This is a genomic window from Streptomyces sp. NBC_01296, assembly GCF_035984415.1.
Lineage (GTDB): Bacteria > Actinomycetota > Actinomycetes > Streptomycetales > Streptomycetaceae > Streptomyces.
The window spans coordinates 3,034,751-3,055,153 of the sequence record NZ_CP130720.1 but is presented as its reverse complement, the minus strand read 5'-3'; the positions used below and the strand labels follow the sequence as shown (position 1 = coordinate 3,055,153).

At 71.8% G+C, this 20,403-nt stretch carries 12 protein-coding genes; 5 read left to right on the top strand and 7 right to left on the bottom strand.

The window, feature by feature from the left end:
- Window positions 1–29 precede the first annotated feature (29 nt).
- Complete coding sequence (locus OG299_RS13470) at window positions 30–1,247, bottom strand: acetate kinase (RefSeq protein ID WP_327361611.1); 1,218 nt, start codon at window positions 1,245–1,247, stop codon at window positions 30–32.
- A 61-nt stretch (window positions 1,248–1,308) separates the two neighbouring features.
- On the bottom strand, window positions 1,309–3,393 hold the full coding sequence (gene pta, locus OG299_RS13465; protein ID WP_327361610.1) for a phosphate acetyltransferase: 2,085 nt from the start codon (window positions 3,391–3,393) through the stop codon (window positions 1,309–1,311).
- 308 nt (window positions 3,394–3,701) lie between these two features.
- On the opposite strand from pta, the gene OG299_RS13460 reads away from it, so the two are divergent.
- Window positions 3,702–4,727, top strand: coding sequence for an ATP-dependent 6-phosphofructokinase (locus OG299_RS13460; RefSeq protein WP_030295196.1), 1,026 nt, complete (start codon window positions 3,702–3,704; stop codon window positions 4,725–4,727).
- An 18-nt stretch (window positions 4,728–4,745) separates the two neighbouring features.
- Here the strand turns inward: OG299_RS13460 and OG299_RS13455 are convergent, their stop codons facing one another.
- Window positions 4,746–5,438 carry a helix-turn-helix domain-containing protein gene (locus OG299_RS13455; protein WP_266625320.1) on the bottom strand — a complete coding sequence of 231 codons (693 nt, stop codon included), beginning with the start codon at window positions 5,436–5,438 and terminating at the stop codon, window positions 4,746–4,748.
- Between the two features lie 348 nt (window positions 5,439–5,786).
- Between OG299_RS13455 and OG299_RS13450 the strand changes: the two genes are divergently transcribed.
- Together OG299_RS13450 and trxA are read left to right on the top strand one after the other, a co-directional pair.
- A complete protein-coding gene (locus tag OG299_RS13450) occupies window positions 5,787–6,203 on the top strand; it encodes a MerR family transcriptional regulator (RefSeq protein ID WP_266625318.1) in 417 nt (138 codons plus the stop codon).
- Window positions 6,200–6,556 carry a thioredoxin gene (gene trxA / locus OG299_RS13445; protein ID WP_266625316.1) on the top strand — a complete coding sequence of 119 codons (357 nt, stop codon included), beginning with the start codon at window positions 6,200–6,202 and terminating at the stop codon, window positions 6,554–6,556. The genes OG299_RS13450 and trxA overlap by 4 nt, the downstream gene beginning before the upstream one ends.
- Here the strand turns inward: trxA and glgB are convergent.
- The 4 genes from glgB to OG299_RS13425 all read right to left on the bottom strand — a co-directional run bounded on the left by glgB (window position 6,546) and on the right by OG299_RS13425 (window position 14,225).
- Window positions 6,546–8,867 (bottom strand): 1,4-alpha-glucan branching enzyme, encoded by a 2,322-nt coding sequence (gene glgB, locus OG299_RS13440; protein WP_327361609.1) that lies wholly within the window; start codon window positions 8,865–8,867, stop codon window positions 6,546–6,548. The genes trxA and glgB overlap by 11 nt on opposite strands.
- A complete protein-coding gene (locus OG299_RS13435) occupies window positions 8,864–10,387 on the bottom strand; it encodes a maltokinase N-terminal cap-like domain-containing protein (protein ID WP_327361608.1) in 1,524 nt (507 codons plus the stop codon). Before OG299_RS13435 ends, glgB begins: the two co-directional genes overlap by 4 nt.
- A 152-nt stretch (window positions 10,388–10,539) precedes the next feature.
- Window positions 10,540–12,234 (bottom strand): maltose alpha-D-glucosyltransferase, encoded by a 1,695-nt coding sequence (gene treS / locus OG299_RS13430; protein ID WP_266625310.1) that lies wholly within the window; start codon window positions 12,232–12,234, stop codon window positions 10,540–10,542.
- Window positions 12,231–14,225, bottom strand: a complete 1,995-nt coding sequence (locus OG299_RS13425; protein WP_266625308.1) for an alpha-1,4-glucan--maltose-1-phosphate maltosyltransferase — start codon at window positions 14,223–14,225, stop codon at window positions 12,231–12,233. Before OG299_RS13425 ends, treS begins: the two co-directional genes overlap by 4 nt.
- A 528-nt stretch (window positions 14,226–14,753) precedes the next feature.
- Between OG299_RS13425 and OG299_RS13420 the strand changes: the two genes are divergently transcribed.
- Window positions 14,754–17,495, top strand: coding sequence for a PKD domain-containing protein (locus tag OG299_RS13420; protein WP_327361607.1), 2,742 nt, complete (start codon window positions 14,754–14,756; stop codon window positions 17,493–17,495).
- Window positions 17,496–17,729: 234 nt separating this feature from the next.
- Window positions 17,730–20,384, top strand: coding sequence for an alpha-glucan family phosphorylase (gene glgP / locus OG299_RS13415; protein ID WP_327361606.1), 2,655 nt, complete (start codon window positions 17,730–17,732; stop codon window positions 20,382–20,384).
- Window positions 20,385–20,403 lie beyond the last annotated feature (19 nt).

The following is a 20,403-nucleotide window of genomic DNA, read 5'->3' as shown; positions in this document are numbered from 1 at the left end:
ATATTCCGTCTGGTGGAAAGTCCAAGTGACTACTGAGTAACGAGGGCGTACGCCTGGGTGGCGATCTCCAGTTCCTCATCCGTCGGGACCACGGCCACCGCCACCCGCGCGTACTCCGGCGACACCAGCCGCGGCTCCGGGGAGCGCACCGCATTGGCCTCCGGGTCCAGGACGAGCCCCAGCTCCGCGAGGCCGTCCACGGCAGCTTCCCGGACCTGGTGCGCGTTCTCGCCGACCCCCGCCGTGAACACCACTGCGTCCACCCGGCCGAGCACCGCCGAGTAGGCGCCGATGTACTTCTTCAGGCGGTGGACGTACGCCGCGAAGGCGAGCCGCGCCGACTCGTCGCCCTCGCCCGCCCGCCGCAGCACCTCGCGCATGTCGTTGTCGCCGCACAGGCCCAGCAGACCGCTCTTCTTGTTCAGGAGCGAATCGATCTCATCCACCGAGAAGCCCCCCGCCCGCGCCAGGTGGAAGACGACCGCCGGATCCAGATCGCCCGAACGGGTGCCCATGACCAGACCCTCCAGCGGGGTCAGGCCCATCGACGTCTCCACGCACACCCCGCCCCGGACCGCCGAGGCCGAGGCCCCGTTGCCCAGGTGCAGCACGATCACGTTCACGTCCTCCACCGGCCGGCCGAGCAGCCCCGCCGTCGCCCGCGAGACGTACGCGTGGGAGGTGCCGTGGAACCCGTACCGCCGGATGGCGTACTTGTCCGCCGTCGCGGCGTCGATCGCGTACCGCGCCACGTACTCCGGCATCGTCGAGTGGAACGCCGTGTCGAAGACCGCCACCTGCGGGAGGTCCGCGCGCAGCGCGCGGGCCACCTCGATGCCGGTCACGTTCGCCGGGTTGTGCAGCGGGGCCAGCGGGATCAGGCTCCGGATCTCCGCCAGCACCTCGTCGTCGATCACCGTCGGCTGCGTGAACCGGGTCCCGCCGTGCACCACCCGGTGCCCGACGGCGGCCAGTTCGGGGGAGTCCAGGCCCAGTCCGTCGGCCGCGAGCTCCGCCGCGACGGCCCGGAGCGCCGCCCCGTGGTCCGCGATCGCGCCGAGCCGCTCGCGCTTGCCGCCCTCGGCGCCCGGACCGGTGAGCGGCTCGTGCACGAGCCGCGAGGTCTCTTCGCCGATCCGCTCCACCAGGCCGACGGCGAGGCGGGCGCAGTCCGCCATGTCGAGCAGCTGGTACTTCACCGACGAGGAACCGGAATTGAGGACGAGTACGCGCGATGCGGTGGTCACGATGAGGGTCTTTCCTTCGGGGTGAGGGCTCGGTGGTGGGGGCCGGGCGGGCTGTGCGGGGTCAGGCGGTGGGGGCCGACGTGCCCTGCGCCTGGATCGCGGTGATCGCCACGGTGGTGACGATGTCCTGCACCAGCGCGCCGCGCGAGAGGTCGTTGACCGGCTTGCGCAGACCCTGGAGCACCGGGCCGACCGCGACCGCGCCCGCCGAGCGCTGCACGGCCTTGTACGTGTTGTTGCCCGTGTTGAGGTCGGGGAAGATCAGCACGCTCGCCCGGCCGGCCACGTCGGAGCCGGGCAGCTTCGTAGCGGCGACCGAGGGCTCGACCGCGGCGTCGTACTGGATCGGGCCCTCGACGGCCAGATCGGGGCGCTGCTCGCGGACGATCTCGGTGGCCTTGCGGACCTTGTCCACGTCCGCGCCGGAGCCCGAGGTGCCGGTCGAGTACGAGAGCATCGCGATCCGCGGCTCGACGCCGAAGGCGGCCGCGGTCGCCGCCGACTGGACGGCGATGTCGGCGAGCTGTTCGGCGCCCGGGTCCGGATTGACCGCGCAGTCGCCGTAGACCAGGACCCGGTCGGCGAGGCACATGAAGAAGACCGAGGAGACGATGGAGGCGTCGGGCTTCGTCTTGATGATCTCGAAGGCGGGGCGGATCGTCGCGGCGGTGGAGTGCACCGAGCCCGAGACCATGCCGTCCGCGAGGCCCTCCTGGACCATCAGGGTGCCGAAGTAGTTGACGTCGGTGACCACGTCGAGGGCCAGCTCGACGGTCATGCCCTTGTGGGCGCGGGCCTGGGCGTAGTACTCGGCGAAACGTTCCCGCAGCGGGGAGGTCGCCGGGTCGATCAGCTGGGCGCCGGAGATGTCGACGCCCAGGTCGCCGGCCTTCTTCAAGATCGCCTGCTCCTCGCCCAGCAGGGTCAGGTCGCAGACCCCGCGGCGCAGCACCACGTCCGCGGCGCGCAGCACGCGCTCCTCGCCGCCCTCGGGCAGCACCACGCGGCGGCGCTCGGAGCGGGCCCGCTCCAGCAGCTCGTGCTCGAACATCATCGGCGTGACGCGCTCGGAGCGGGCCACCGACAACAGACCGCGCAGCTCGGCGGTGTCCACGTGCCGCTCGAACAGGCCGAGCGCGGTCTCCAGCTTGCGCGGGGTCGCGGAGTTCAACCGGCTCTGCAGCGAGAACAGTTCGGCGGCCGTCGGGAAGCTGTTGCCGGCCACCGAGACCACCGGGGTGCCCGGCGCCAGCTTCGAGGCCAGCGTCAGGATGTCGGGGCCCGGACGCTCGTTCAGGGTCAGCAGCACGCCGGCGATCGGCGGGGTGCCCGAGGCGTGCGCGGCCAGCGCCCCGATGACCAGGTCGGCCCGGTCCCCGGGGGTGACGACCAGGCAGCCGGGGGTCAGGGCGTTCAGGAAGTTCGGCAGCATGGCGCCGCCGAAGACGAAGTCCACGGCGTCGCGGGCCAGCCCGGCGTCGTCGCCGAGGAGCACCTCGCCGCCGAGCGCCCGGGTGATCTGGGCGACGGTCGGAGCGGAGAGCGACTTGTCGTCCGGCAGCACGTAGCAGGGGACGGGCAGGCGGGCGGCCAGCCGCTCGGCTATGGCGTCCCGGTCCTCGGCGGCCACCCGGTTGACCACCATCGCGACGACGTGGCAGCCCAGGCTCTCGTACGCGCGGAAGGCGCTCTGGGCCTCGGCGCGCACGGCCTCGGCGGGTTGCTTGGTGCCGCCAACGACGGGCACGACCACGGCCCCCAGCTCGTTGGCGAGGCGGGCGTTCAGCGCGAGCTCGTCGGGCAGGTTCGTATCGGCGTAGTCGGTGCCGAGGACGAGCATGACCTCGTAGTCGCGGGCCACCCGGTGGTAGCCGTCCACCAGGCGGGAGACGAGCTCGTCGGTGCCCTTCTCGGCCAGGATGGCGGAGGCCTCGCGGTACTCCATGCCGTACGCCGCGCCGGCGTCCTGGTCGATCCGGTAGCGGGCCTTCAGGAGGTCGAAGAGCCGGTCCGGTCCGTCGTGCAGCAACGGACGGTAGACGCCGACCCGCGCCGTCTGGCGGGTCAGCAGCTCCATGATCCCCAGCTCGACGACCTGCCGGCCGTCCCCCCGCTCGATACCGGTCACGTACACGCTGCGCGTCACGCGGGCTCTCCGTCCCATGGTCTGGATGTGGGTGCCGCCCGCCGGGCCGGCGGGCGGATCCGAGTCGATTTTCCCCGATAGGGTGGGCTTGATCTCTTGACAATACCTCGGCGGGCAGATAGGGCGCCCGCCGGAAAAAGGAGTGGAGGAGAGGCCGAAAGGCCTGGTGGGCGGAGCACCACAGAACGCGCCGCATCCCCGCCCCGTGGAACAATCGGACGGGGCTCCACCAATACGCCCTTCAGATGTACGGCTGTCCGCCCGCACGCGTACGGCCCGGTACGACCAGGAGCAGGAGACACAGCACGATGCGTATCGGAGTTCTCACCGCAGGCGGCGACTGCCCGGGCCTGAACGCTGTCATCCGTTCGGTCGTGCACCGCGCCGTCGTCGGCCACGGCGACGAAGTCATCGGCTTCGAGGACGGCTTCAAGGGCCTCCTGGACGGCCACCACCGGCCCCTCGACATCAACGCCGTCAGCGGCATCCTCGCCCGCGGCGGCACGATCCTCGGCTCGGCCCGCATGGAGCGCGCACGGCTGCACGAAGCCGCCGAGAACGCGCAGGAATTGGCGACGCGCTACGGCATCGACGCCCTCATCCCGATCGGCGGCGAGGGCACCCTGACCGCCGCCCGGATGCTGTCGGACGCCGGGATGCCGGTCGTCGGCGTGCCGAAGACCATCGACAACGACATCTCCTCCACCGACCGCACCTTCGGTTTCGACACCGCCGTCATGGTCGCCACCGAGGCCATCGACCGCCTCAAGACCACCGCCGAATCGCACCAGCGCGTGATGGTCGTGGAGGTCATGGGGCGGCACGCGGGCTGGATCGCCCTGGAGTCCGGCATGGCCGGCGGCGCCCACGGGATCTGCCTGCCGGAGCGTCCCTTCGAGGTGGACGACCTGGTGAAGATGGTGGAGGAACGGTTCTCTCGCGGTAAGAAGTTCGCCGTCATCTGCGTCGCCGAGGGCGCGCACCCCGCCGAGGGCTCGATGCCGTACGAGCGCGGCGCGATCGACGCCTACGGCCACGAGCGCTTCGCCGGCATCGGCAACCGCCTCGCCACCGAGCTGGAGCACCGCCTCGGCAAGGAGGCCCGCCCGGTCATCCTCGGCCACGTCCAGCGCGGCGGCGTCCCCACCGCCTACGACCGGGTCCTGGCGACCCGCTTCGGCTGGCACGCGGTGGAGGCCGTCCACCGCGGCGACTTCGGCAACATGACCGCCCTGCGCGGCACCGACATCGTGATGGCCCCGCTGGCCCAGGCGGTCACCGAACTGAAGACGGTCCCCGAGGGCCGCATGTACGAGGCCGAGTCCGTCTTCTGATCCGCCCCCGGACACCCCCTAGCGGGCGCCGCCCGCGAAGGCCCAGAAGTGGGCCACGATGTCGGCCAGGAACTCCCGGCCCGCGTCCCCCGCGCCGGCCGTGCCCGAGGCGCCGCCCCAGCTCAAGGTGGCCACCATCTTCGACTGGTAGTCCGCGTGCAGCTGCTCCAGGACCGGCTCCAGGTGCTGCTTGGGCACCGGGAGCAGCTTGGCCAGCGGCTTGACGTACGCCTGCCAGCGGGTGGTCACCGCATTGCGCAGCAGCTCGGCGAGCTCGTCCTGCTTGCCGGTCGCCGCCACGAACTGGGCCAGCGACAGCCCGAGCACCTGCGCCAGGGCCACGGACTGCCGTTCGTTGCCCTTCCAGCGCCCGGTGTCCTCCATCTTCTGGTACGCGCTCGTCTCCAGCCCGATCCGCCGGGCCAGCTCGTCCGCGGCGAGGCCGCGGGCCATCCGGTGCTCCCGCAAGGTCACGGGCTCGGCGAGCAGCTCGCCGGGGGCACACCAGAGCACGCCCGCGAGCGCCGTGAGCTCTGCGGAGCTGGGCGATATCTCGCCACGCTCCCAGGCCATCACGGTCTCGGGCTCGACGATCAGTCCGTACTGGGCGCGCAGGCCATAGGCGACATGACCGGGAGCCATGCCCAGGGCTGCGCGGAGGCGACGCGCGGCGGGGGCATTGAAGGGAGGGCTGGAGTGCACAGGGCACACCGTAGGAGTGCCCAAGGGGTGGCGACTACAGACCGTTCAAACAAGCCCAGAACTCGTAGGAAAGTCCTATGGAGTGAGGCGCTTTGGCCGGGTTTCCCGGCGACCGTCCGGTAATCGGATCGTTTCTAGATCCATTGGCAAGCGTACGGTTCCGGCCGACCGTTGCGATACCCCTGCGCACGATCTCCACGGATCTCCACCGATCTCCCGCACCCGCCCTGAACCGGCCGCCCTCCCCGCACGTGATCCATATCGGGGGCCCTCGCATACGGGGGTGGCGAGGGCCCCACCCCTCACCCCGGAGCCGCTCCTTGCCTTGACCTCGGCGTCAAGGATTACCGTCGGGGCATGCGCATCGGCGAACTGGCGGAGCAGGCGGGGACCACCACGCGGACCCTGCGGTACTACGAGTCGCGCGGACTGCTGCCCGCGCGCCGCACCGGCAACGGCTACCGCACCTACGACGAGGACGACCTGCGGCTGCTGCGCCAGATCCGCATGCTCCAGGACTTCGGCTTCGAGCTGGAGGAGACCCGCCCGTTCGTCGACTGCCTGCGCGCCGGCCATCCCGCCGGGGACTCCTGTCCCGCCTCCCTCGCCGTGTACCGGCGCAAGCTCGCCGAACTCGACGGGCTGATCGGCCAGCTGGCCGACGTACGGGAGCAGGTCGCGCGCCAGCTCACCGCCGCCGAGGAGGCCGCCGGCGAGGCGGCGTCGCCGCGCTGCGAAATGACCGGACCGTTTGAAGGGGAAGGGAAGAGATGATCCACGCCAAGGGTGTCGCCGAAGTGACCGACCTGGACTTCGAGGCGGAGGTGCTCGCCGAGCGGGGCCGGCCCGTCCTCGTGGAGTTCACCGCCGACTGGTGCGGGCCCTGCCGGCAGCTCGCGCCCGTGCTGTCCGCCGTCGCCGCCGAGGAGGCCGACCGCCTCAAGGTCGTGCAGATCGACGCGGACAGCAACCCCGCCACCGTCGTCCGGTACGGGGTGCTGTCCATGCCGACCCTGCTCGTCTTCCGCGACGGCGAGCCCGTGAAGCAGATGGTCGGCGCCCGCGCCAAGCGCAAGCTGCTTCAGGAGCTCGAGGAGGTCACCGGGGCCACCGGCGTCACGGCCTGAACCAGACCGTCGCCAGGGGCGGGAGGGTCAGGCGCAGGCTCGCCGGCCGGCCCTGCGCGGGCACGGGCTCGGGCCGCAGGGGCCGCAGATGGCGTACGCCGCTGCCGCCGTACTGCTCCAGGTCCGTGTTCAGGACCTCCCGCCACGACGGCACCTCCTCCGGGATGCCGATCCGGTAGCCGTGCCGCACCACCGGCGAGAAGTTCGACACGCACAGCAGCGGCGAGCCGTCCTGCGCGTACCGCAGGAACGCGAAGACGTTGTCCTCCGCGGCGTCCGCCTCCACCCACGCGAAGCCCTCCGGCACGGTGTCCCGCTCCCACAGCGCGGGCGCCGCCGCGTACGTGTGGTTCAGATCGCGCACGAGGTCGCGTACGCCCCGGTGGTCGCCGGCCGCCGAATACGAGGAGTCCAGCAGCCACCAGTCAGGCCCGTGCGACTCCGACCACTCCGAGCCCTGGGCGAACTCCTGCCCCATGAAAAGCAGTTGCTTGCCCGGGTGGGCCCACATGAAGCCCAGGTACGCGCGGTGTATGGCCCGCTGCTGCCACCAGTCCCCGGGGATCTTCGACACCAGCGAGCCCTTGCCGTGCACCACCTCGTCGTGCGAGATCGGCAGCACGTAGTTCTCGCTGTACGCATAGATCATCCCGAACGTCATGTCGTGGTGGTGGTACTTGCGGTGGACCGGATCCTTCGTCGCGTACCGCAGTGTGTCGTGCATCCAGCCCATGTTCCACTTCAGCCCGAAGCCGAGCCCGCCCCCGTCCGTCGGCCGGGTCACGCCCTCCCAGGCCGTGGACTCCTCCGCGATCGTCACCACGCCCGGACAGCGCCGGTACACCGTCGCGTTCATCTCCTGGAGCATGGCCACCGCGTCCCAGTTCTCCCGGCCGCCGTGCTCGTTCGGCGCCCACTCGCCCTCGCCCCGCGAGTAGTCCAGGTAGAGCATGGAGGCCACCGCGTCCACCCGCAGCCCGTCCACGTGGAACTCCTGGCACCAGTACACGGCGTTGGCGACGAGGAAGTTGCGGACCTCCTTGCGGCCGTAGTCGAACTCCAGCGTCCCCCAGTCCGGGTGCGCGGCCCGCCGCGGGTCGTGGTGCTCGTACAGCGGCCGCCCGTCGAACTCCGCGAGCGCCCACTCGTCGCGCGGGAAGTGCGCCGGCACCCAGTCGACGATCACCCCGATCCCGGCCCGGTGCAGCGCGTCCACCAGCATCCGGAACTCGTCCGGGCCGCCCATCCGCGAGGTCGGCGCGTAGAACCCGGTGACCTGGTAGCCCCACGAGCCGCCGAAGGGGTGCTCGGCGACCGGCATGAACTCCACGTGCGTGAAGCCGAGCTCCTTGACGTACGGCGGGAGCTGCTCGGCCAGCTGCCGGTACGAGAGCCCCGGCCGCCAGGACGCCAGGTGCAGCTCGTACACCGAGAACGGTGCCTGGTGCGTGGGGCGGGCGCCGCGCTGCGCCATCCACTGCGCGTCCTGCCACTCGTACCGGGACGCGGTGACCACCGAGGCGGTGGCCGGCGGGACCTCCGTGTGCCGGGCCATCGGGTCGGCGCGCAGGGTGTGGCTGCCGTCCGGGCGGGTGATGTCGTACTTGTAGAGCGTGCCCTCGCCCACCCCCGGCAGGAACAGCTCCCACACGCCGCTCGCGCCCAGCGAGCGCATCGGGTAGGCGACCGAGTCCCAGTACGAGAAGTCCCCGGTGACCCGCACCCCCTGGGCGTTCGGCGCCCACACCGTGAACCGGGTGCCGGCCACGCCCTGGTGCTCCATCGGGCGGGCCCCGAGCGCCGTCCACAGCTCCTCGTGCCGGCCCTCGCCGATCAGGTGCAGGTCCAGCTCGCCGAGCGCGGGCAGGAACCGGTACGGGTCGTGCACCTCGAGCTCGTCGCCGTCGTACGCGACCAGCAGCCGGTAGTCCGGCACGCCGGTCAGCGGCAGCAGCCCCGAGAACAGCCCGTCGCCGTCGTCGAGGAGCTCGGCCCGCAGCCCCTTGGCGATGACCGTGACCGACTTGGCGTACGGGCGCAGCACGCGGAAGACGACCCCGTCCCGCCGGGTCCGGGCGCCCAGCACCCCGTGCGGATCGTGGTGGCGGCCCTCGAGCAGCCGGGCCCGTTCCTCGGCCCCGAGCACGGGCGCCGGCCGTACCCCGTGCGCGGGCGCCCGCCGGGCGCGCGGTGCCTGGGCCTTGCGCGGCGCCGCCGCGGCGGGCGCTCCGCGGCCCGGAGCGGCGGCCGGAGCCGGAGCCGGGGCCGCGGACGGCGGGGTGGTGGAGGGTGACTGACGGGCGGGGCTCACGTGTGCGGCCTCCTAGGCGGCTGCGGGCGGGGGTGGGGGGAGAGGGAGGAGAAGCCTTCGCCGGGACCGGGCCCGGGGCCCGGGCCGGGTCCCGCGGCGGCGCCGGGGCCGGGCCGGTGGGACGGTGTCGGACGGGCTGCGGACCCGGGGCCCGGCAGCGCACGGCCGAATCCCCGGTCCGCGCCGGAGGCGAGCCGCCGGATCGCGGCCATGGGGACGTGCAGCCAGTCGGGGCGGTGCCGGGACTCGTAACGCGCCTCGTACACCGCCTTGTCGGTCTCGTACGCGCGCAGCAGTACGGGGTCCTCGCGCGGGTCGCGGCCGGTGGTGCGGGCGTAGCCCTCGCAGAAGGCGGCCCGGCAGGCGTCCGCCCAGGCGGGGGCGAACGGGCGGTGGGAGCGGGCCGCGTAGTCGAACGAGCGCAGTATCCCGGCGATGTCGCGGACGGCGGGTTCGGGGCGGCGCCGGTCGGCCAGCGGCCGGGCCGGCTCGCCCTCGAAGTCGATCAGCGCCCAGCTGCCGTCGGCGGTCCGCAGCGTCTGGCCCAGGTGCAGGTCCCCGTGGATCCGCTGCGCGGGCACCCCGGCCCCGCGGGAGGCGGCCAGCGCGTCGAACGCCCCGCGCAGCCCCGCCTCGTAGGGCCGCAGCGCGGGCACCTCGCGGGCGGTGGCCGCCAGCCGGGCCGTCATCCCGGAGGCGAGCCGGGCGGTCTGCTCCGGGCCCAGCGCGACCGTGGGCAGGGCGACGGCGAGCGCACTGTGCACCTCGGCGGTGGCCCGGCCCAGCGCATGCGCCTCGGCGGTGAAGTCCGCCCCGGCGCCGAGCCGGCGCAGCGCGAGCTGCCAGCCGTCGTCGGAGCCACGCAGATAGGGCTGGAGCACGCCCAGCGTCAGCGGCTCCGCGCCGGGCAGCTCGGCCTCGTACCAGGCGACCGGCGCGGGCACGCGGGCGCATCCGGCGGCGGCCAGCGCCCTGGGCAGCTCCAGGTCCGGATTGACCCCGGGGCCGACCCGGCGGAACACCTTCAGGATGTGCGAATCCCCGTAGATCAACGAGGAGTTGGTCTGTTCCCCGGACAGCGGCCGGGGGGTGAGCGCCGCCGGGATCAGCGCCATCGGGTCGCGGTCGAACCGCAGCGGGCCGAGGGTGCCGGGCGCGCGCAATCGTTCCAGCAGCAGGGCCGCCAGCCGCGGGTCGCCGAGCCCCTCGTACACGTACTGGCCGGCGTACGGGCCCTGCTCGGCGCGCCCGATGAGGGCGGGCGCCAGGGCCGGCGGCAGCGCGGCGCGGACGCCGAGCAGCAGTTGGTAGCAGTCGCCGTCGACATCGAGGAGCAGGTGGACCAGCCTGGGGGAGGACCCCGGCGGCAGCAGATCGGCCGCCGAGATCATCCGGAGCCGGCCGATGCGCCGGCCCTTGCCGGCGAACCAGCGCTGGACCGGCAGCCAGTCCCGCAGCATCGGCTCCAGCGGACTGAGTCCGGTCGTGTTCGTCGTCCCGGCGGATGCAGCCTCCGACATGGCGTCGCGTCCTTTCCCCGGGCCGTCACAGAATGCGGAGAGTGTCCCGGATGGCTTCAGTGCTTCTCCGGTGGTGTACGAGTGTCGGGTCAGGATGATCCGTACAGGGGCGGGCGATTGACCCATTCGCGCGCCCACCCCGTACTCGGCGGCTACTCGCCCAGCAGGCGGAACCAGTAGAAGCCGTGCCCCGCGATGGTGAGCAGGTACGGCCACTCGCCGATCGGCGGGAAGCGCACGTCACCCGTGAGCTCCACCGGGACCCGCCCGTTGAACGACCGCAGGTCCAGCTCGGTGGGCTGCGCGAAGCGGGAGAAGTTGTGCACGCACAGCACCAGGTCGTCGCCGTGCTCGCGCAGGAAGGCGAGCACCGCAGGGTTGGACGACGGCAGTTCGGTGTACGAGCCGAGTCCGAACGCCGGGTTCGCCTTGCGGATCTCGATCAGCTTGCGGGTCCAGTGCAGCAGTGAGGAGGGCGATGCCATCGCGGCCTCGACATTGGTGACCTGGTACCCGTGGACCGGGTCCATGATGACCGGCAGGTTCAGCCTGCCCGGATCGCAGGAGGAGAAACCGGCGTTGCGGTCCGGGGTCCACTGCATGGGCGTGCGGACGCCGTCGCGGTCGCCGAGCCAGATGTTGTCGCCCATGCCGATCTCGTCGCCGTAGTAGAGCACCGGCGAACCGGGCAGCGACAGCAGCAGGGCGGTGAACAGCTCCATCTGGTTGCGGTCGTTGTCGAGGAGCGGGGCGAGCCGGCGCCGGATGCCGATGTTGGCCCGCATCCGCGGGTCCTTGGCGTACTCGGCGTACATGTAGTCGCGCTCTTCGTCAGTGACCATCTCGAGGGTGAGCTCGTCGTGGTTGCGCAGGAAGATGCCCCACTGGCAGCGGTCCGGGATCGCCGGGGTCTTGGCCAGGATTTCGGAGACGGGGTAGCGCGACTCTCTTCGTACGGCCATGAAGATGCGCGGCATGACGGGGAAGTGGAAGGCCATGTGGCATTCGTCCCCGCCCTTCGTGAAGTCGCCGAAGTAGTCGACGACGTCCTCGGGCCACTGGTTGGCCTCGGCGAGCAGCACGGTGTCGGGGTAGTGCGCGTCGATCTCGGCGCGGACCCGCTTGAGGAGCTGGTGGGTGCGCGGCAGGTTCTCGCAGTTGGTGCCCTCCTCCGCGTACAGGTAGGGCACCGCGTCGAGTCTGAACCCGTCGATCCCGAGGTCCAGCCAGAACCGGAGGGCGGAGACGATCTCCTCCACCACGGCCGGGTTCTCGTAGTTGAGGTCGGGCTGGTGCGAGAAGAACCGGTGCCAGTAGTACTGCTTGCGGACCGGGTCGTACGTCCAGTTCGAGGTCTCGGTGTCGATGAAGATGATGCGGGCGTCCTGGTACTGCTTGTCGTTGTCGGCCCACATGTAGTAGTCGCCGTACGGCCCGTCCGGGTCCTTGCGGGACTGCTGGAACCACTCGTGCTGGTCGCTCGTGTGGTTCATGACGAAGTCGATGATCACCCGCATGCCGCGCTGGTGCGCGGCGTCCACGAACTCCACGAAGTCGGCGAGGTCGCCGAACTCGGGCAGGACCGAGGTGTAGTCGGCCACGTCGTAGCCCCCGTCGCGCAGCGGCGAGGCGAAGAACGGCGGCAGCCAGAGGCAGTCGACGCCCAGCCACTGGAGGTAGTCGAGCTTGGCGGTGAGTCCCTTCAGGTCCCCTACGCCGTCTCCGTTGCTGTCGTGGAAGGACCGGACGAGCACCTCGTAGAAGACCGCCCGCTTGAACCAGTCGGGGTCGCGGTCCTTCGCGGGGGTGTCCTCGAACGTGTCGTGGACGGGATCGTTGATCATCATGTGGTGGGTGACCCTCCGGTGGGCGGGGACGGTCGCAGAGCCGCCAGTACGTGCGCGGGCGTGCGGCCCGGTTCCAGGCGCACGTAGTTGGCCCTGCCCCAGTGGTAGGTCTCGCCGGTGAGCTCGTCGCGCACCGCGAGGGACCCGTGCCAGTCGAGGCCGAGTACCGGCATGTCCAACGAGACCGTCGCCTCCTGGGTGTGGTGCGGATCGAGGTTGACGACCACCAGTACGGAATTGGCGCCGGCATGCTTCGAATAGGCGATCACCTGGTCGTTGTCGGTCGGGTGGAAATGGATGTCGCGCAGCTGCTGCAGCGCCGGGTTGCGGCGGCGCATCCGGTTCAGGGCGGTGATCAGCGGGGCGATGGTGCGGCCCTCGCGGTCCGCGGCCGCCCAGTCCCGCGGCCGGAACTCGTACTTCTCGGAGTTCAGGTACTCCTCGCTGCCCTCCCGGACCGGGGCGTTCTCGCACAGCTCGTAGCCGGCGTAGACGCCCCAGGTGGGGGAGAGGGTGGCGGCCAGGACGGCGCGCACCTCGAAGGCCGGACGGCCGCCCCGCTGGAGGTACTCGTGGAGGATGTCGGGCGTGTTGACGAAGAAATTCGGCCGCATGACGGCGGCGGAACGGGTGTCCGCGAGCTCCGTCAGGTACTCGGTCAGCTCGGCCTTGGTGTTGCGCCAGGTGAAGTACGTGTACGACTGCTGGAAGCCGACCGCGGCGAGCGCGCGCATCATGGCGGGCCGGGTGAAGGCCTCCGCCAGGAAGATCACGTCGGGGTCGGACTTGTTGATGTCCGCGATCACCTTCTGCCAGAAGACGACCGGCTTCGTGTGCGGATTGTCCACCCGGAAGATGCGGACGCCGTGGTCCATCCAGTACCGCAGGATCCGGACCGTCTCCTCGACGAGGCCGGCCATGTCGGTGTCGAAGTGGATCGGGTAGATGTCCTGGTACTTCTTCGGCGGGTTCTCCGCGTACGCGATCGTCCCGTCGGCCCGGTGGCGGAACCACTCGGGGTGCTTCTCCACCCAGGGGTGGTCCGGGGAGCACTGGAGTGCGAAGTCGAGCGCGATCTCCATGCGCAGCTCGCGGGCGCGGGCGACGAAGGCGTCGAAGTCCTCGATCGTGCCGAGTTCGGGGTGGACCGCGTCGTGGCCGCCCTCGGTGGAGCCGATGGCCCACGGCACCCCGGGGTCCCAACTTCCAGCCGAAAGGGTGTTGTTCGGGCCCTTGCGGTACGTACTCCCAATGGGGTGGATCGGTGGCAGGTACACCACGTCGAAGCCCATCGCGGCGATGGCCGGCAGCCGGTCGGCGGCGGTGCGGAACGTGCCGCTCACGGGCTGCTCGCCCGGCTCGAGGACGGCTCCCTCGGAGCGCGGGAACATCTCGTACCAGGAGCCGAAGAGGGCCCGCTTGCGCTCCACGACCAGTGGCAGGGCCTTGGACGCGGTGACCAGCTCCCGGTACGGCCGCCGGGCGAGCGCGACCTGCACCGGGGCTGCGAGGGCGGCGGAGTACCGCAGCGGCACCGGGCGGTCCTCGTCGCGCATCGCGGTGGCGGCGGCCAGTACGTGCTCGCGCCCGTCCTTCTTGGGGATCCTGGAGCCCGCCCGCTCGTAGAGCTCGGCGCCCTCGAGCAGGGTGAGCCCGGGATCGATGCCCGCGGGGATCTTGATGGCGGCGTGGGCCTGCCAGGTGCCGACCGGGTCGCTCCACGCCTCGACGGTGTACGTCCACCTCCCCTCGACCTCGGCGGAGACCCGGGCGCCCCACCGGTCGGTGCCGGGCGCCAGCTCGCGCATCGGCACGGGGGGCCGCAGCCGCCCGCTGGGATCGCGGAGTACGACATGGGCGGCGACGGCGTCGTGGCCCTCGCGGAACACGGTGGCGGAGATCTCGAAGACCTCTTCCACGACCGCCTTGGCGGGTCTGGCTCCGCAGTCGACGGCGGGGCGGACGTCCAGCACGGGAATGCGACCGATCATGATGGGATCACCTGGGGGCAGTTCGCAGGACTCGGTGACAACAGCCCAGCCGGAGCACCGGCTGGTCGTGCACGCTCTGTTCGCTCTGTTTCTAGCCGCTCAGAAGACGGCTGGGCTGCGGGCATGGCCGCTCCTGTCCGCGTTCACTCGGGTGGCGGGAGAGGTGGTGGGGCGGGGTGCCGTGCGTGTACGCGGGGAGCCCTGCCCACTCTCACCCCGCCCAATCCGTGCGCTTGGTTAACTACTCGTACGTAGTCGCGCGGCCCAGACCAAGCCCCTGGCCGACATCCGCCGAGGCTCAGTCAAGTCGGTCAGGACTAACGGATGTACGTCGTGACACCCCCGTCCCACCAGCACCACAGACCCCGTTCGCGACTGGGGATTTGGGGCGGTGAGGGCGGAATATCCGGAGTGACAGCGCCCTCCGGAGGAGAGATCATGGGGGTCGTCTCTGTGAATATCCTGTGTGCTTCCGCCCGCCGGAATGTCCTGAATTCACATCGCTCTTTTTTTGAAGGAACCTTCCTGTTGCGTCCCACTCGTACGGTGGTCCTGCTTGCCGCGGGCCTCGTCACCCTTCTCGGTGTCCCGGGCGCTGCGGCCGCCGATACGCCACCCTCGCTGTACGTCGACAATGTTGACGCCGGCTGCTCCGACGCCGGATCCGGTGCACAGGCCGCCCCGTTCTGCACGATCTCGGCGGCCGCCGGGATCGTCCGGCCGGGCCAGACCGTGCGGATCAAGACCGGCAAGGTCTACGAGGAGGCGGTCACCATCGACCGCTCCGGCGAGCCGGGCAAGCCGATCACGTTCGTCGCCGATCCGGTCGGCCAACCCGCGCCGCAGGTTTCGAAGCCCCTGACCCTCAGCGGTGCCTCTCATGTGGTCGTCCGCGGGCTGACCACCACCGCGGGCGTCAGCGTCAACCGCTCCGCCGATGTCGAGCTGGACCGGATGGACATCCGGCGGGGCAGGCTCGAGGCACTCGTCGTCGGCGAGGGCAGCACGGACGTGCGGGTCAGCCGGACGCGGCTGAGGGGTGGCGTCAAAGTCGAAGGCGGCTCCCGGGGCACCGTCCTCAGCCGGAACCTCATGTTCGACGTCTACCGGTCGCCGCTCACGGTCGTGGACGCGCCCGGCACGGTCGTCACGAACAACACGCTCGATGGCCTCTGCGCGGCGACCGTCTCGGTCGGCGGCGGCTCGGCCGGCTCGGCGCTGTTCAACAACGTGCTGTACACCAACGCGACTTCCACCGCATGCCAGTCGGCCGAACCGCGGGCGGGCCTATCGGTCGCGCAGAGCGCGGCGGAGGGCACCCGCGCCGACTACAACCTGATCACCGGACATACCGCGCTGGCGGCCGCCTACACCTGGTCCGGCGCCGTCTACCAGACGCCCGCCGCCTTCCGGGACGCCACCGGCCGGGGAGCGCACGACATCCTGACCCCGTCGCGTGAAGGCGTCGGCGAGATGGCCGGCTCGCCCACCGTCGACTCCGCCGACCCGACGGCGCCGGGCGTACTGCCGAGCGACTTCTCCGGGGACCCGACCGCCGACGACCCGGGAGTCCCCAACACCGGCAAGGACGGCGGATACCTGGACCGGGGCGCCCAGGAGACCCAGGACGGTCTGAGCCAGGTCTGGATGACGATCGACCGGACGTACGCGCCGGCCGGTACCCCGGTGGTGGTGCAGGCGGTTTCGAACAGCCAGTGGCCCACCGTCATGGCCTATGAGGTGGACTTCGGCGACGGGACCGCTCCCGTCGTCACGCGCCAGGGCAACGGCGCCAACGCCACGGCCACGCACGTCTACAGCGGGCCGTGCACGTGCACGGTCAAGGTGACGGCGATCAACGGCGTCGGGGCGAAGGCCTCCACCGAGCAGACGACCAAGGTGACCCCGGCCGGTCCGCTGACTGCCGCCTTCACCACCGAGCCGGTCCTGCCGACCACCGACGGACCGTTCGGCGGCACCCGCCCGCTGACCATTCGTGTCGACGCCGGAGCCACCAGCGCCCCGTGGCCCGTGGAGCGCATGTACATCGACTTCGGCGACGGCAGCCCCGAGCAGCACTACGAAACCCAGCACACCTACGCAGCGCCCGGCGAATACAAGGTGGCGGTCACCGTCGGCGACTCCCAGGGGGCCTGGTCCACGGCCACCCGGAGCGTGAAGGTCGACTACTCGGCGTCCGGCTACGTGCCCACCGCACCGTTCCGCGTGCTGGACACCCGTCCCTACCCCGGCGCCTTCCAAAGCGGTGGACGTACATCCGTGGTCCTGCCGGTCGGCACGGCGATTGCGGACCACCACCTCTCCGGCAGCATGGCCGCGGCCGTCCTCAACGTGACCGTCACCGGCGCCACCGAGGACACCCACGTCACCGTGTGGCCCTCCTGGCAGCCGCGCCCGGCGACCTCGAACGTCAACGTCCGGGCTCGCGGTACCTCCTCCAACACGGTCACCGTCCCGGTCGGCTCGGACGGCAAGATCCAGGCCGAGATCAATTCCGGCCGGGCCGACCTGATCGTCGACTTCGTCGGCTACTACCAGCCCGGCATCGGGCAGCGCTTCAGCCCGATCGCGCCGACCCGCCTCGCCGACACCCGTACGACCGGCGGCGCGCTCGGCGGCGGGCAGAGCCGGACCGTCAAGGTCGCCGGCGTGGGCGGGATCCCCGCCGACGCCACCGCCGTCGCGGTCAACCTGACCGGTACCGCCAGCACCGAGAACGCCCACGTGATCGCCTACCCCGACCCGGCGAACCGGCCCGCGACCTCGAACCTCAACCTGGAGCCCGGCAAGGACAAGTCGAACCAGGCCATCCTCCCGGTCGGCCCCGACGGCACCGTCACCCTCTACACCAACACCGGCTCCACGCACCTGATCCTCGACGCCGTCGGCTGGTACGGCAAGGACGGCCAGGCCCTGTTCACCCCGACCGTCCCGCGCCGCCTCGCCGACACCCGCACCACCGGCAAGCTCGCCCCCGGCGCCACCACCACCGTGACCGGCCTGCCCGCGGGCGCCGTCGGCGCGGCGCTGAACGTCACCGCGACCGAGTCCACCGGCCCCGGGTTCCTCACCGTGTACGGATACGGGGCCACCCGCCCGGACGCCAGCAGCCTCAACACCCGTCCCGGTGACACCGTCCCCAATCACGTCACCACCCCCGTGGGTGACGGCCGCGTCAACATCACCAACAGCTACGGCGGCAGCACCCACGTGATCACCGACCTGCTCGGCTACTTCACCCGGCCCTGACCGGCCGAACCCGCCACACACAGCCGCCCCGGCCACCCGTGCAGCGCACGCGGTGCCCGGGGCGGGGTCGTTCCGGCTCCGTTTCGGCGCCGTCCCGCGTCGCTCGGCGGCTCTCGGCGCCCGAGGCACCGTGGCAGGGCGGGGCGCAGGGAAGCTAGCCTTCCCGGGGTGATGCGCGGACGCACAGCGTGGTGCGGCCGCTTCGATCCGTAATCGCCTGCGAAGGTAGAACGTGTGAAGGCTATCCGTCGATTCACCGTGCGCCCCGTTCTCCCGGAACCATTGCTGCCGCTCGCCGACCTCGCGCGCAATCTGCGCTGGTCGTGGCATGCCGAGACCCGCGAACTCTTCCAATCCGTCGACCCCGAGGGCTGGCAGGCCGCCGGCGGCGATCCCGTCCGGCTGCTCGGCGCAGTCTCCGCCCCCCGGCTCGAGGAACTGGCCGGCGACCGGCGGTTCCTGCGCCGGCTCGCCGTCGTCGCCGCCGACCTCGACGACTACGTACACGGCGGGAGGTGGTACCAGAGCCAGGAAAACGGCGCCGAGCTGCCCGCCGGGATCGCCTATTTCTCCCCCGAGTTCGGGATCACCGCCGCCCTGCCGCAATACTCCGGCGGGCTCGGGATCCTCGCCGGGGACCACCTCAAGGCCGCCAGCGACCTCGGCGTCCCGCTGATCGGCGTGGGACTGCTCTACCGCCACGGGTACTTCCGCCAGTCCCTCTCCCGTGACGGCTGGCAGCAGGAGCACTATCCCGTCCTCGACCCCAACGAGCTCCCCGTGTCCCTGCTGCGGGACACCGAAGGGGCACCGGCCCGAGTGTCCCTGAGCCTGCCGGGCGGCCGAGCCCTGCACGCGCACATCTGGCAGGCCCGCGTCGGCCGGGTACCGCTGCTGCTCCTGGACTCCGACGTCGAGGACAACGACGCCGGCGCCCGGGAGGTGACCGACCGGCTCTACGGCGGCGGCAGCGACCACCGCCTCCTCCAGGAGATGCTGCTCGGCATCGGAGGCGTGCGTGCGGTGCGCACGTACTGCCGGATCACCGGGCACCCCGACCCCGAGGTGTTCCACACGAACGAGGGGCACGCCGGATTCCTCGGGCTCGAGCGCATAAGGGAACTGGAGGGGGAGCAGGGGCTCGGTTTCGACGCCGCCGTCGAGGCGGTGCGCGCCGGGACCGTGTTCACCACGCACACGCCGGTGCCCGCCGGCATCGACCGCTTCGAGCGGGCCCTGGTCGCCCGGCACTTCGGGCCCGGCGCGGAGCTGGCCGCCCTGCCGGTCGACCGGATCCTGGAACTGGGCGCCGAGTCCTATCCCGGCGGCGACCCCGGGGTGTTCAACATGGCGGTGATGGGGCTGCGCCTGGCCCAGCGCGCCAACGGGGTCTCGACCCTGCACGGGGCGGTCAGCCGGGGCATGTTCGCCGGGCTGTGGCCGGGCTTCGACCCGGCCGACGTGCCCATCACCTCCGTGACCAACGGCGTGCACGCCCCGACCTGGGTGGCCCCCGAGGTCGTCCGTCTCGGAGTCCGCCAGATCGGCGCCGGGCGGACCGAGGACGCGCTGTCGGTGGGCGGCTCCCAGCGCTGGGACGCGGTCGCCGACATCGCCGACCAGGACATCTGGGACCTGCGGCGCGTGCTGCGCGAGCAGCTGGTGCAGGAGGTGCGCGACCGGCTGCGGGCCTCGTGGCTCCAGCGCGGGGCCGCCGGAGCCGAACTCGGCTGGGTGGACTCCGTGCTCGACCCGGACGTGCTCACCATCGGGTTCGCCCGCCGCGTGCCCTCGTACAAGCGGCTCACGCTGATGCTGCGCGACCCCGACCGGCTGCGCAGGCTGCTGCTCGACCCGGAGCGGCCCGTGCAGATCGTCGTCGCGGGCAAGGCGCACCCGGCCGACGACGGGGGCAAGCGGCTCGTGCAGGAGCTGGTGCGCTTCGCGGACGACCCGCGGGTGCGGCACCGGATCGTCTTCCTGCCCGACTACGGCATGGCCATGGCACAGAAGCTCTACCCGGGCTGCGACGTCTGGCTGAACAACCCGCTGCGGCCGCTGGAGGCCTGTGGGACGAGCGGGATGAAGGCGGCGCTCAACGGCTGCCTCAACCTGTCCGTGCTGGACGGCTGGTGGGACGAGTGGTTCGAGCCGGACTTCGGCTGGGCCATCCCGACGGCCGACGGGCTCGGGACGGACGAGGACCGGCGCGACGACCTGGAGGCCAATGCCCTCTACGAGTTGATCGAGGGCCGGGTCGCGCCGCGGTTCTACGACCGGGCGGGCCGCAGCGGACTGCCGGTGCGGTGGATCGAGATGGTCCGGCGCACCCTCGTCTCCCTGGGCCCCAAGGTGCTCGCGGGGCGCATGGTGCGGGAGTACGTGGAGCGGCTGTACGCGCCGGCCGCGCGCGCCCACCGGGCCCTGAACCCCGATGCGGCACGGGACCTGGCCTGGTGGAAGGGCCGGGTCCGGGCGGCCTGGCCGCGGGTCGTCGTCGAGCACGTGGAGGCGCTGGCCGCGGCTCCCGTGAACGGCACCGCCGAGCTCGGTGCCACCCTCACGCTGCGGGTCCGGGTGGCGCTCGACGCACTCACCCCCGAGGACGTGGAGGTACAGGCCGTCGCCGGCCGGGTGGATCCCCAGGACGTGATCCGCGACGGGCGGACCTTCCCGCTCAAGCCGGCCGCCGGGCCCGACCTGGAGGGGCGCTGGATGTACGAGGGCCCGCTCGCCCTCGACCGCACGGGGCCCTACGGCTACACCGTGCGCATCCTGCCCGCGCACCCGCTGCTGGCGACGCCGGCCGAACTGGGGCTGGTCGCGGCCCCGGCGGAGGCCGACGCGGCCGGTGACACGGGCGCGGGGGGCGGCGTACTGCTGCGCTAGTCAGGGCGCTCGTCAGGGC